We start from the raw sequence: 12433 nt of genomic DNA, 5'->3' as shown, positions 1-12433 counted from the left end.
CCGTGGACACCGACCTCGGGACGGACCGGGAGATCGACGAGGGAACCGGCCAGGACACCGGCCGGGGCACCGACCGGGAGGCGGCGGAGCCCGCCGCGGGCTCCGCGGGAGGCACCACTGCCGCCGCGCCGCGCGGCCGGCGGGAGCGGCTGCTCGCCGCGCTGCCGTGGGTGGTCGTCGTCGCCGCGCTCGCGCTGGCGGTGGTGGGTGGGCGCGCCTGGTGGCACGCCGAGCACGACCCCGACCTGGACCGCGCGGCGCAGCGCGACGCCGCGCTCATCGCGGCCCGCACGCACGTCGCCACGCTCACGACCCTCGACGGCGCCGACGTCGACGCGGGGCTCGAGGCGTGGGGCGAGGCGACCACGGGCCTGCTGCACGACCAGGTGACGGGGGTGGACGACACGAACCGCGAGATGCTCACCGACATCGGCAGCACCTCGGTGGGCCGCGTCGTCGACGCCGCCGTGCTGGAGCTCGACGGGCCGACCGCCACCGTGCTGGTGTCGGTCGAGGTGAGCGTCGCCGAGCTCGACGCCCCGGGCGCCGAGCCGACGGTGAAGCGCAACCGCTTCGCCGCGGACCTCCGGCTCGTCGACGACGAGTGGCTGCTGGAGGACCTGCAGCAGGTGGCGGTGACGCTGTGAGCGCCGTCCCCTCCCTCGTGCGCCGCGGCGCCCCCTGGGTCGTCGCCGCCGCGCTCGCCGCGTTCGGCGTCGTCGGCCTCGTGCAGGCCGACGAGGTGCGCTCGACCCCGTCGGCGGAGAACACCGCGCTCGTCGACGCCCCCACGACCGCCGAGGTGCAGGCCGCGCTGACGCAGGGGCTGGGCAAGGTGCTCAGCTACGACCACGCCACGCCCGAGGCGACCACCGCGGCCGCCGACGCGCTGCTCACGGGCGCGGCCCGCGAGGAGTTCGACACGCTGTACGCCGGCCTCGCCGAGCGCGCCCCCGACCAAGAGCTGGTGCTCTCGGCGCGGGTGCAGTCGGTCGCCGTGCGCGAGCTGACGGGCGACACCGCGCGGGCGCTGGTGTTCCTCGACCAGACGAGCACGCGGGCCACGGACGAGGAGAGTACCGTCTCCGCCGCCCAGCTGGCCGTCGTCGCCGAGCGGGACGGGTCGACCTGGACCATCACCGAGCTGACGCCGCTCTGAGCCCTCCCCCACCTGCCTGGCGGGAGGGGCGGTGCTCAGGCTGTGGTCACGCGAGGGTGCCGGCGAGCTCGAGGTGCCCGGCGTGCTCGAGCTGCTCCGAGAGGGCGAGCACGCGCTCGGTCTCGTCCTCGGCCCCGTCGAGCGCGGCGCGACCGACGGCCACGACGCGGGCGAAGGCGGCGGCGCGCAGCAGCACGTCGGCGAACTCGCGCTCCGCGATGCCGCGCAGCACCTCGTCGATCATCCGGCGCAGCTCGTCGGGGCCCGGGGGCTCCGAGACGCCGGCGACGACGCGGGCCAGGGGGGCGCGCAGGCGCCCGGCGTCGAACTGCCGCGCGGCGCCGACGGGGTCGGCGTACACCCACGAGCGCAGCGCGTAGAGGCGCCACAGGCACCCCGACAAGGTGTCCGCGCCGGCGCCGGACCACAGCTCGGCGAGGGTCTCGAGGCCCTCGGTGTCGGCGAGCCGCACGACGCGGTCGGCGAGCGTGCTGTCGTCGGTGGCGGCGGCGCCGCGCACCAGGAGGTTCGCCGCACGGTCGGCGGCGGCGGTCAGCTCGGCGGGGTCCGGGCCCCCGTTCCGCGCCTCGAAGAACGCGGAGCCGGGCCGGGTCGGGCGGTGGTGCGGGCGCGGCTGCTCGGTCATCGCTCCAGCCTAGGACGGGCGCGGGGAGGAACGTCGGCGGCGGAGATTCTTGCCGACGAGGCAACTATCAGATAGTTTCCTCTCAGGACAGAAACGGACGACGAGCTCGGAGGAGTCGCCATGGACCACCAGGAGGCAGCCGCCCGGCTGCAGGAGCACCGACAGCTGGAGCGCACGTCCGCTCGCGCGGCGAGCTGGTCGATCGCCGGGAGCCTGGCCGGCCTCGCGGTCGGGACGGGCATCGTGGTCGACGCCGACATGGTCTGGCTGATCGCCGTGTTCGTCTTCTTCTGGTCGGCGTCGTTCGGCCGGTCCGCCGTGAAGGCGCGCACGTCCGGTGCCGACCAGCGTCGGGTCGGCCTCTTCGCGGGCAGCCTCGTGGTCGCCCTCGCGGCGTACGTGCTCGTGCAGTTCCCGGCACGTGCCGCTGAACTGCCGGTGCCGAACACGATCGGCGGGCTCGCGGCCGCCGTCGTCCTGCTGGCGGTCGCGCGGCCCTGCTACTCCCGCATGATCGCGCGGTCCTGACCGTGGGCGACGGCATCGACGAGCGGGCAGCCGACGAGCAGGCAGACGAGCAGGCAGACGAGCAGGCGCTGCTCGAGGCGTCGGCCGATCCGCCCCCGGTCGTGAGGCTCGACGAGTTCCTGCACACGCCGGCACGGCTCGCGATCCTGTCGCTGCTCTCGCCCGCCGACAACGTGCGTTTCGCGTTCCTGCGCGAGTCCCTCGGCACCACCGACTCGGCGCTCTCCAAGCACCTCACCCAGCTCGCCCGGGCCGGCGTGGTGCGCGTGGTGAAGAGCGAGAAGGACCGACGCGGGCGGGTCGTCGAGCTGACCGACGAGGGGCGGGTGGCGTTCGGCGCCTACCTCGCCGAGCTGGAGAAGATCGTGGCCCGGGCACGCGGTCGTGCGGGGACATGACCGGCAGGCGGGCGCTCAGCCCGCGAGGGCCTTGCGGATGCGGGCGTCGCTGACGGGCACCGCCGTGCCGAGCTGCTGCGCCCACAGCGAGACGCGGTACTCCTCCAGCAGCCACCGCACCGTGCGCAGCGCCGCGCCCGGCGGGCGGCCCGCGGGCAGCGCCGCCACCTGGTGCGCCCACGCGGCCTGCAGGTCGCCGATCTGCGCCATCAGCTGCCGGTCGCGCGAGAGCGCCGTGGCGCCGCCGGTGACGAGGCGCTCGTGGCGCTCCTCCATCGCCCGCAGGTACGTCGGGTAGCGGCGCAGCTGCGCCGGCCCCGCCTCGCCCACGAAGCCGGGCCCGACGAGCCGCGCGAGCTGGGCCTTCAGGTCGGTCAGGGAGGTCAGCAGGTGCATGTCGGCGCGGCCGGTGAGGCGCCTGTCGACGGCGCGGTGGGCGGCGAGCGCCCGCCCCACGTCGGCGACGACGCCGCGCACCCGCGGCTCCAGGTCGGTGCGCACGGCGGCGAGCAGCGCGTCGTACGCCGCCTCGTCCCGCACCGCGGGCCGCGCGTCGACGGCCTCGCCGACCACGGCGGCGCGGCAGTCCTCCAGCAGCTCCGCGGTCGAGGAGTACGGCGAGCCCACGAGCCCCAGCTTGTCGGTCGTCGACAGCCCGTCGGCGACCCGCTTGAGCAGCCCCGGCTCGGTCTCGTCCAGCGCGAGGAGCAGGATGCGTCGCACGCCGAGGCGGTGGCGGGCCTCCTGCTCGTCCTTCGAGCCGACGACCCGCAGCGCGACCGAGGCGCCCTCGTCGTCGAGCGTCGGGAAGCCGCGCACCTCGTGGCCCGCGCGCTGCTGGGTGAAGGACGACTCGATCGCGCCGAAGACCCAGGTGGTGGCGCCGGTGACGGTCTGGCCGGCGTCGGCGGCGACGTCGGCGATGGCCTGCTCGAGCGAGGGGCGCAGGGGCTCGGCGAGGCCCGCGAGGTCCTTGCCGCGCGACACCTCCCCGCCGGTCTCGTCGACGACGCGGAAGGTGGGCCGCAGGTGCGGGGCGACCTTCGACCAGTTCCACGCGTCGCGCGGGATGATCGCGCCCGTCGTCGAGCGGGCGTAGCGCTCCAGGGCGTCGAGCAGCGGCTCCTCCCCCGGCGGCGTCTCGGCGAGGAAGCGGCGCGCGTGGTCGGGCGCGGGCACCAGCGAGGTGCGCAGGTTCTTCGGCAGCGAGCGGATGAGCGCGGTCACCAGCTCCTCGCGCAGCCCCGGCACGTTCCACGAGAAGTCGCCGGGCTCCAGCTGGTTGAGCGAGGCCAGCGGCACGTCGATCGTCAGGCCGTCGTCGGCCGCGCCCGGCTCGAAGTGGTAGCTGATGGGGAACGTCAGGTGCCCGCCGCCGGCACCCGTGGCGCTCCACTGCTCGGGGTAGTCGTGCGCCCGGATCTCCTCGGCCGAGGAGTGCGTGAGCATCGACGGGTCGAAGACGAGCAGGTCGGGACGCTTCTGCCGCTCGCGCTTCCACCACTGGTCGAAGTGGGCGGCGCTGACGACGCTCGCGGGCACGCGGGCGTCGTAGAACTCCAGCAGCGTCTCCTCGTCGACCACGATGTCGCGGCGCCGCGCCCGGTGCTCCAGCTCCTCGGCCTCGGCGAGCAGCCGCTGGTTCTCCACGAGGAACGTGTGGCGCCCGGTCTCCGCGGCGCCCCACTCGCCGAGCACGAGGGCGTGGCGCAGGAACAGCTCGCGCGCCAGCGGCGCGTCGACGCGGCCCAGCTGGATCGTGCGGTCGGCGACGAGCGGCACGCCGTACAGCGTCACGCGCTCGTTCGCGACGGCGCTGCCCCGCTTCTTCGACCAGCGGGGCTCGGAGTAGGTGCGCTTCACCAGGTGCGCGCCCGCCCGCTCGGCCCACGCGGGGTCGATGGCGGCGGCCTGGCGCGCCCACAGCCGGCCGGTCTCGACGAGCTCGGCGGCCATGACGAACGGGGGGTTGCGGCCCTTGAGGACGCTGCCGGGGAAGATCGCGAAGCGGGTGCCGCGCGCGCCGAGGTACTCCCGCGGGCCCGGGCGCCGGCCCTTCTGCCGCTCCTTGGCGCGGGTGCCGTCCTCGCGCTCCTCGAGCAGCCCGATCTGCGACAGCAGGCCCGACAGCAGCGCCTGGTGGATGCCGTCGGCGTCGGGCTCGTCGGCGGGCGTGCCGATCTCGACGCCCATCTCCTTGCAGACCTGGCGCAGCTGGGACTCGAAGTCCTGCCACTCCCGCACGCGCAGGTAGTTGAGGAACTCCGCCTTGCACATCCGGCGGAACGCGCTGCCCGACAGGTCGCGCTGCTGGCGCTTGAGGTGGCGCCACAGGTTGAGCCACGTGAGGAAGTCGCCCGACTCGTGCTTGAAGCGGGCGTGGGCCTGGTCGGCCTGCGCCTGCTGCTCGGCGGGGCGCTCGCGGGGGTCCTGCAGGCTGAGCGCGGCGGCGATGACGACGACCTCGCGCACACAGCCCAGGCGCTCGGCCTCGATGATCATGCGGGCCAGGCGCGGGTCGATCGGCAGGCGGGCCAGGCGGCGGCCGACGTCGGTGAGCTGGTGCTTCGGCGCCTCGCCGCGGGGGCGCTCCGCGCCCTCGTCGGGTACGACGCCAGCCAGCGCCCCGAGCTCCTCGAGCAGCTGCGTGCCGGCCGTGACGTTGCGGCGGTCCGGCGGCTCGACGAACGGGAAGCGCGCGATGTCGCCGAGGCCGAGGCTGGTCATCTGGAGGATGACGCTCGCCAGGTTGGTGCGGAGGATCTCCGGGTCGGTGAACTCGGGGCGGGACTCGAAGTCCTCCTCCGAGTAGAGGCGGATCGCGATGCCCTCGGCCACGCGCCCGCAGCGACCGGAGCGCTGGGCGGCGCTCGCCTGGCTGATCGGCTCGATCGGGAGGCGCTGCACCTTCGTGCGTGCCGAGTACCGCGAGATGCGCGCGACGCCGGAGTCCACGACGTACCGGATCCCCGGCACCGTCAGCGACGTCTCGGCGACGTTGGTGGCGAGCACGACGCGGCGCCGCGACCCGCTCGGGGAGAACACGCGGTGCTGCTCCGCCGACGACAACCGGGAGTAGAGGGGCAGCACGTCGACGCCGCGCGGGCCCTGCACCTTCGCGAGGTCGCCCAGCGCCTCGGCGGTGTCGCGGATCTCCCGCTCGCCCGGCAGGAAGACCAGCACGTCGCCGGGGCCCTCCGCGGACAGCTCCTTCACCGCGTCGACGATCGCCTCGGTCTGGTCGCGGACGATGACCTCGCCGTCCTCGTCGTCCTCCGGCGTCTCCATGAGGGGGCGGTAGCGGACCTCGACGGGGAAGGTGCGGCCCGACACCTCGATGATCGGCGCCGGCTTGCCGGAGCGGTCGGCGAAGTGGGCCGCGAAGCGCTCGGGGTCGATGGTCGCCGACGTGATGATGAGCTTGAGGTCGGGGCGCCGCGGCAGCAGGCGGCGCAGGTAGCCGAGCAGGAAGTCGATGTTGAGGCTCCGCTCGTGGGCCTCGTCGATGATGATCGTGTCGTAGCGGCGCAGGTCGCGGTCGCGCTGCAGCTCCGCCAGCAGGATGCCGTCCGTCATCAGCTTCACGCGGCTGCTGCGGGAGGTCTTGTCGGTGAAGCGCACCTGGTAGCCGACGAGGTCGCCGAGCTCGGTGCCCGTCTCCTCCGCGATGCGCTCCGCCACGGCGCGCGCCGCGATCCGGCGCGGCTGGGTGTGGCCGATCAGGCCGCCGCGGCGGCGGGTGCGGCCGTCGCGACCGACGTGCTCGCTCGCCTGCCCGCGCCCCAGCTCGAGGCAGATCTTCGGCAGCTGGGTCGTCTTCCCGGAGCCCGTCTCGCCGGCGACGATGACGACCTGGTGGTCGCGGATCGCGGCCGCGATGTCCTCGCGTCGCGCCGAGACCGGCAGCTGGGGTGGGTAGTCGATGCGCACAGCCCGCCCATTCTCCCCGACGGACCCCAGCGGCGCGAACGGGTTCCCTGTCGTCGCTCGCTCCTGGCCCGTTCGTGGTAGCAGCGCCAGGCTTTCCGTGGCGCTGCCACCACGAACGGGATCAGCTGCCCGGGGTGTGTCCGGGCTGCGCGTGGGCTCAGCGCCCGCGCCGCAGCACGCCGTACCCCACGAGCAGGTAGCCCAGCGCGAGCACGCCCACCAGCATCCCGGCGAGCGTGGGCACGAAGGCCGACGACGACGGGTCGAGGAAGCCGTAGATGTCGAGCCCGGCCGCGTAGTAGAAGACCAGGTAGGCCAGCGGCGGCAGCAGCCACGTCAGCGGGTGCCACCAGCGCGCCTCCCGCTGCCCGCGCCCCACGACGAGGTAGTCGACGAGCACGAGCAGCGGCGTCACGAGGTGCTCCAGCAGCGACCACGTCGTGTCCACCGCGCCGCCGAGCAGCGCGAACCACGAGCCGCCCACGAGCAGCAGCACGACGAGCAGCGCCCCGCGCACCCACGACGAGCGCGGCTCGTCGCGGCGGAACCCGACGGTCGCCGGGTAGGCGGCGAGCGTCAGGTAGACCACCGCCGCGACCAGGCTCGCCAGCTGGCTCAGGCCCTGCCAGGCGTCGCCGCCGAACTCGGCGGTGGCGGTGAGGAAGCCGGTGAGCGCGACCCCGGCGACGACGAGCCGCCAGACGGTGAGCGCGACGAGGGCGGGGACCGAGGCGGGTGGGGTCACGGGCCGCTCGGTACCCCACGGGCGCTCCCCCGACACCCAGGCGGACACCCGGCCCCGACACCCGGCCGACACCCCTGGCGGACACCCAGCGCGCCCACAGGAAACGCACAGGTGGCTGCGGCACAGTCGGGGGCATGGACCTGACCCGCCCCGACGGCTCGCCGCTGCGCGTGCTGGTCGTCGACGACGAGGTGAACCTCGCCGAGCTCGTGTCGATGGCGCTGCGCTACGAGGGCTTCGAGACCCGCATGGCCCACACGGGCAGCACCGCCGTGGCCGCGGCGCGCGCGATGGACCCCGACGTCGTGGTGCTCGACATGATGCTGCCCGACTTCGACGGCCTCGAGGTGCTGCGCCGGATGCGCGCCACCGACGCCGCGGTCCCCGTCCTCTTCCTCACCGCGCGCGACGCCGTCGAGGACCGCGTGGCGGGCCTGACGGCCGGCGGCGACGACTACGTGACGAAGCCGTTCTCGCTCGAGGAGGTCGTCGCGCGGCTGCGCGCCCTGCTGCGCCGGGCCGGCGCCCGGGCGGCGGAGCGCGAGAACGTGCTCGTCGTCGGCGACCTCAGCCTCGACGAGGACAGCCACGAGGTGCGCCGCGGCGGCGACGAGGTCACGCTGACGGCGACCGAGTTCGAGCTGCTCCGCTTCCTCATGCGCAACCCCCGCCGGGTGCTGAGCAAGGCGCAGATCCTCGACCGGGTGTGGAACTACGACTTCGGCGGCCAGGCCAACGTGGTGGAGCTCTACATCTCCTACCTGCGCAAGAAGATCGACGCCGGGCGCGCCCCGATGATCCACACCATGCGCGGCGCGGGCTACGTGCTGAAGCCGGCGGACTGACCGTGCCCGACGCACCGGACCGGCCCGCCGCACCGGGCGGGGCCGCTCCCCGGCGCCGCCGGCTGGCCACGCTGACCGCGCGGCTCGTCGCCACGACGGTGCTGCTGACCACGCTCCTGGCCCTCGCCATCGGCGCCGCGACCACGCTGGCGATGCGGGGCGACCTCACGGGCCAGCTCGACGGCGAGGTGCGCTCGCTCGCCCAGCGGGCGGGCGGCCCCGTGCCCCAGGGTCCGGACGGCGACCCCGCCGACGGCCCGTGCGGCGACCGGTTCGTGCCCGGCAGCCGCGGCCCCGGCACGCTCTTCGCGCAGCTCTACGACGCCGCCGCAGCGAGCGAGGGCGTCGTGCTCACCGAGGAGGTCTGCGGGGAGCGCGTGCTGTCCACCACCGCCCTCGACCGGCTCGCCGACGTGCCCGCCGACGGCGACGTGCACGCCGTCGACCTCCCCGCCCTCGGCTCCTACCGCGTCGTCGCCACCTCCCGCGCCGACGGGTCCGTGGTCGTGTCCGGCCTGCCGACCGAGCGGGTCGACGACGCCGTCGCCTCCCTCGTGCTCTACGAGCTGCTCATCGGGCTCGCCGCGGTCCTCCTCGCCGGCGCGGCCGCGTCGGTGGTGGTACGCCGGCAGCTGCGGCCCCTGCGCGCCGTCGCCGCGACGGCCCACGAGGTCGCGACCCTGCCCCTCGCCGAGGGCGAGGTCGACCTGCGCGGGCGCGTGCCGGCGTACCTGACGGACGAGGCGACCGAGGTCGGCCAGGTGGGCGCCGCTCTCGCCACCCTGCTCGCGCACGTCGACGACGCCATCGCGGCGCGGCACCGCAGCGAGCAGCAGGTGCGCCAGTTCGTCGCCGACGCCTCCCACGAGCTGCGCACGCCGCTGGCCACGATCGTGGGGTACGCCGAGCTGGCCCGCCGCCGCCCCGACGACGCCGACGCGGCCCGCACCGCGCTCGCGAAGGTCGAGGGCGAGTCGGGCCGCATGCGGCGCCTGGTCGAGGACCTGCTGCTGCTCGCCCGCCTCGACGCGGGCCGCCCGATGGCCCACGAGCCCGTCGACCTGACGCGGCTGCTGCTCGAGGCGGTGGCCGACGCCCAGGTGCTGGCCCCCGAGCACCACTGGCGCCTCGACCTGCCCGACGAGGTCGTCGAGGTCACCGGCGACGCCCACGGCCTGCACCAGGTCGTGAGCAACCTGCTGACGAACGCGCGCCGCTACACCCCCGCCGGCACCACCGTCACGGTGGCGGCGGCGACCGAGGAGCACGACGGGGACGCGGTGGTGCTGCTGCGCGTGGCCGACGACGGCCCCGGGTTCCCGCCCGCCATCGCCGACCACGCCTTCGACCGGTTCGTGCGCGGCGACGGGGCGCGCACGCGCGGGGACTCCTCCGGCCTGGGCCTGGCGCTCGTGCGGGCCATCGCCGAGGCGCACGGTGGCCGCGTCGGTTTGAGAAGTGCGCCGGGAGCCACCACGGTGGAGGTGGCGCTCCCGCAGAGGGGGGCTACCCTGTCCGACGGGCCGATTGTCTGACAATCCATCTCGGAGCCGCCGAGCGGGACAGGACCGCACGCCCGACGACCACGAGGAGGCGAGCATGACCGGCACCCTGACCGAGCCGACCACCCCCGGGACCACCCGGCCCGCAGCACAGGACGGCGACGCGCCGCGCAGCCAGGCCTACTTCCAGCAGGCGCAGGAGCGCACCGCGCACAACTACCACCCGCTGCCGGTGGTGGTCGCCCACGCCGAGGGCGCCTGGATGACCGACGTCGACGGCAACCGCTTCCTCGACATGCTGGCCGGCTACTCCGCGCTCAACTTCGGCCACGGCCACCCCGACCTCGTCGCCGTCGCGCACGCCCAGCTCGACAAGCTGACGCTGACGAGCCGCGCGTTCGTGCACGACCAGTTCGGTGCCTTCTGCGCCGCGCTCGGCGACCTCACGGGCAAGGAGCTCGTGCTGCCGATGAACACCGGCGCCGAGGCCGTCGAGACCGCCATCAAGGTCTGCCGCAAGTGGGGCTACGACATCAAGGGCGTCGCCGTCGACTCCGCCGAGATCATCGTCGCCGGCGGCAACTTCCACGGCCGCACCACGACGATCGTCGGCTTCTCCGACGACCCCGACGCCCGCGACGGCTTCGGGCCGTTCGCCCCCGGCTTCACCCAGGTGCCGTACGGCGACGCCGCGGCCCTCGAGGCCGCCATCACGCCGAACACGGTCGCCGTCCTGCTCGAGCCCATCCAGGGCGAGGGCGGCGTCGTGCTGCCCCCCACCGGCTACCTGCGCGAGGTCCGCGAGATCACGCGGCGCCACAACGTGCTCTTCGCCGCCGACGAGATCCAGTCCGGCCTGGGCCGCACGGGCCGCACCTTCGCCTGCGACCACGAGGAGGTCGTGCCCGACCTCTACGTGCTCGGCAAGGCGCTGGGCGGCGGCATCGTCCCGGTCTCGGCCGTCGTGGCCGACCGCGACGTGCTCGGCGTGCTCCACCCGGGCCAGCACGGCTCCACCTTCGGCGGCAACGCGCTCGCCTGCGCCGTCGCGACGAAGGTCGTCGAGATGCTCGCCACGGGTGAGTACCAGGAGCGCTCGGAGAAGCTCGGCGTGCTGCTGCGCACCCGGCTCGAGGGCCTGGTCGGGCGCGGCGTGCTCGCCGTGCGCACCCGCGGGCTGTGGGCCGGCGTCGACGTCGACCCCGCCGTCGGCACCGGCCGCGCGGTCTGCGAGGCGCTGATGGCCCGCGGCGTCCTGGCCAAGGACACCCACGGCTCCACGATCCGGCTCGCGCCGCCGCTCGTCGTCTCCGAGGAGGACCTCGCCTGGGGCCTCGACCAGCTCGAGGCGGTCGTCACCGGCGCCTGAGGCGCCGCCAGGTCCGGCACCCGCGGTCCGGCACCCGCGGTCCGGCACCCGCCCGCCTAGGGTGGGGCGGGTGCCGACCGACCACACCCGCCACCCCGACGCCTCGTGGGACGACCGCGTCGCGGCGTTCTGGGCGGGCGCGGACGACGCGCACCCCGAGGCCGCCTGGGCCGCCCTCGAACCGCTGCTGGTCGAACGGCCGGAGGGCGACGCGGCCGCCGCGTTCGAGCGCGCCTCGCTGCACGACATGCTGGGCGAGGAGCACGCGGCCATCCCGCACTACCGGGCCGCCCTCGCGACCGGGCTGGACCCGGAGCGGCAGGGCTACGCCACCGTGCAGCTCGCCAGCACCCTGCGCAACGTCGGCCGGTTCGACGAGGCGGTCGCGCTGCTCGAGCCGCTCACGGACGACGAGCGGCTCGGCCCCGCCGCCCGCGCGTTCCTCGCCCTGACGCTCCACGACCTGGGCCGCCGCAGCGACGCGCTGCGCCTCGTGCTCACCGACCACGCCCCGGCCGTGCCGCTCTACGGCCGCGCCCTCGTCGAGTACGCCGCCCTGCTGCCCCGCGACGAACCGGTCTGACCCGACCTCACATGGAGCTGCGCGGCACCGGCACGGCGAGCGCCTCGAAGGGCTCGCCGATCGCGCGGAACACCTCGGCGGGGCGACCCCGCCCGCCGGCGGGCTTGACCGACTCCCCCGTCGAGGCGAGGAAGTCGGTGGCGGCGCGCAGCTTGCGCTGGAAGTTGCCCGGGTCGATCGCCAGGCCCCACACCGCCTCGTAGACGCCGCGCAGCTGCGCGATCGTGAAGGTGGGCGGCAGGAAGGAGGCGGCGAGGCGGGTGTACTCCAGCTTCGACGCCACCCGGGCGCGCGCCTCGGCGAGGATCTCGTCGTGGTCGAAGGCGAGGTGGCCCGTCACGTCGTCGACGGGCCGCCACTCCGCCTCGCGGGCGTCGCTGCCGGCGGTCGGCAGCTCGGCGTTCGGCGTCACCGCGAGGTAGGCGACGCTGACGACGCGGTGCGGGCGGCGGTCGCGGTCGGGGGCGCCGAACGTCTTCAGCTGCTCCAGGGCCAGGCCCTCGCCGGCGATGCCGGTCTCCTCGACCAGCTCGCGGCGGGCGGCGTCCAGCAGCTCCTCGTCGTCACCGACGAACCCGCCGGGCAGCGCCCAGCGACCCTCGTGCGGCGCCTCGCCCCGGCGTACCACCAGCACCTCGAGCCGGCCCTCGCGCACCGCGAAGAGCACCACGTCGACGGTGACGTAGAAGATCGGGAAGTCGCTGGTGAACACCCCCGCGACAGTAGTT

At 75.1% G+C, this 12433-nt stretch carries 12 protein-coding genes; 8 read left to right on the top strand and 4 right to left on the bottom strand.

Going from position 1 to position 12433, the window contains the following annotated elements; all coding sequences use genetic code 11:
* Window positions 1-2: 2 nt before the first annotated feature.
* Together ACOACO_RS16620 and ACOACO_RS16615 are read left to right on the top strand one after the other, a co-directional pair.
* Window positions 3-647 carry a hypothetical protein gene (locus ACOACO_RS16620; RefSeq protein WP_420297405.1) on the top strand — a complete coding sequence of 215 codons (645 nt, stop codon included), beginning with the start codon at window positions 3-5 and terminating at the stop codon, window positions 645-647.
* Window positions 644-1159 carry a hypothetical protein gene (locus ACOACO_RS16615; RefSeq protein ID WP_420297404.1) on the top strand — a complete coding sequence of 172 codons (516 nt, stop codon included), beginning with the start codon at window positions 644-646 and terminating at the stop codon, window positions 1157-1159. Before ACOACO_RS16620 ends, ACOACO_RS16615 begins: the two co-directional genes overlap by 4 nt.
* 46 nt (window positions 1160-1205) lie before the next feature.
* Here the strand turns inward: ACOACO_RS16615 and ACOACO_RS16610 are convergent, their stop codons facing one another.
* A complete protein-coding gene (locus ACOACO_RS16610) occupies window positions 1206-1805 on the bottom strand; it encodes a hypothetical protein (protein ID WP_420297403.1) in 600 nt (199 codons plus the stop codon).
* A 120-nt stretch (window positions 1806-1925) separates the two neighbouring features.
* Between ACOACO_RS16610 and ACOACO_RS16605 the strand changes: the two genes are divergently transcribed.
* A complete protein-coding gene (locus tag ACOACO_RS16605) occupies window positions 1926-2333 on the top strand; it encodes a hypothetical protein (protein ID WP_420297402.1) in 408 nt (135 codons plus the stop codon).
* Window positions 2334-2335: 2 nt separating this feature from the next.
* Entirely contained in the window at window positions 2336-2731 is a 396-nt protein-coding gene (locus ACOACO_RS16600) for a transcriptional regulator (RefSeq protein ID WP_420297401.1), read from the top strand.
* A gap of 15 nt (window positions 2732-2746) precedes the next feature.
* Here the strand turns inward: ACOACO_RS16600 and hrpA are convergent, their stop codons facing one another.
* Together hrpA and ACOACO_RS16590 are read right to left on the bottom strand one after the other, a co-directional pair.
* Window positions 2747-6661, bottom strand: a complete 3915-nt coding sequence (gene hrpA, locus ACOACO_RS16595) for an ATP-dependent RNA helicase HrpA (RefSeq protein ID WP_420297400.1) — start codon at window positions 6659-6661, stop codon at window positions 2747-2749.
* Window positions 6662-6818: 157 nt separating this feature from the next.
* Entirely contained in the window at window positions 6819-7406 is a 588-nt protein-coding gene (locus ACOACO_RS16590) for a hypothetical protein (RefSeq protein ID WP_420297399.1), read from the bottom strand.
* 134 nt (window positions 7407-7540) lie between these two features.
* Here ACOACO_RS16590 and ACOACO_RS16585 point away from each other — a divergent pair, with 134 nt between their 5' ends.
* The 4 genes from ACOACO_RS16585 to ACOACO_RS16570 all read left to right on the top strand — a co-directional run bounded on the left by ACOACO_RS16585 (window position 7541) and on the right by ACOACO_RS16570 (window position 11705).
* Entirely contained in the window at window positions 7541-8251 is a 711-nt protein-coding gene (locus tag ACOACO_RS16585) for a response regulator transcription factor (RefSeq protein ID WP_420297398.1), read from the top strand.
* A gap of 2 nt (window positions 8252-8253) precedes the next feature.
* Window positions 8254-9786, top strand: coding sequence for a sensor histidine kinase (locus ACOACO_RS16580; protein WP_420297397.1), 1533 nt, complete (start codon window positions 8254-8256; stop codon window positions 9784-9786).
* A 64-nt stretch (window positions 9787-9850) separates the two neighbouring features.
* Complete coding sequence (rocD, locus tag ACOACO_RS16575; RefSeq protein ID WP_420297396.1) at window positions 9851-11122, top strand: ornithine--oxo-acid transaminase; 1272 nt, start codon at window positions 9851-9853, stop codon at window positions 11120-11122.
* A 70-nt stretch (window positions 11123-11192) separates the two neighbouring features.
* The gene (locus ACOACO_RS16570; RefSeq protein WP_420297395.1) at window positions 11193-11705 is read left to right on the top strand and encodes a tetratricopeptide repeat protein; all 513 of its coding nucleotides are present in this window, start codon (window positions 11193-11195) and stop codon (window positions 11703-11705) included.
* A gap of 7 nt (window positions 11706-11712) precedes the next feature.
* Here ACOACO_RS16570 and ACOACO_RS16565 read toward each other — a convergent pair whose 3' ends face one another.
* Window positions 11713-12417 carry an NUDIX hydrolase gene (locus tag ACOACO_RS16565; protein WP_420297394.1) on the bottom strand — a complete coding sequence of 235 codons (705 nt, stop codon included), beginning with the start codon at window positions 12415-12417 and terminating at the stop codon, window positions 11713-11715.
* Window positions 12418-12433: the final 16 nt, after the last annotated feature.

Source organism: Nocardioides sp. CPCC 205120, from assembly GCF_048654585.1.
Lineage (GTDB): Bacteria > Actinomycetota > Actinomycetes > Propionibacteriales > Nocardioidaceae > Nocardioides.
Note: the sequence above shows the minus strand (reverse complement) of the source record. Positions and strands in the feature narration are given on the sequence as shown.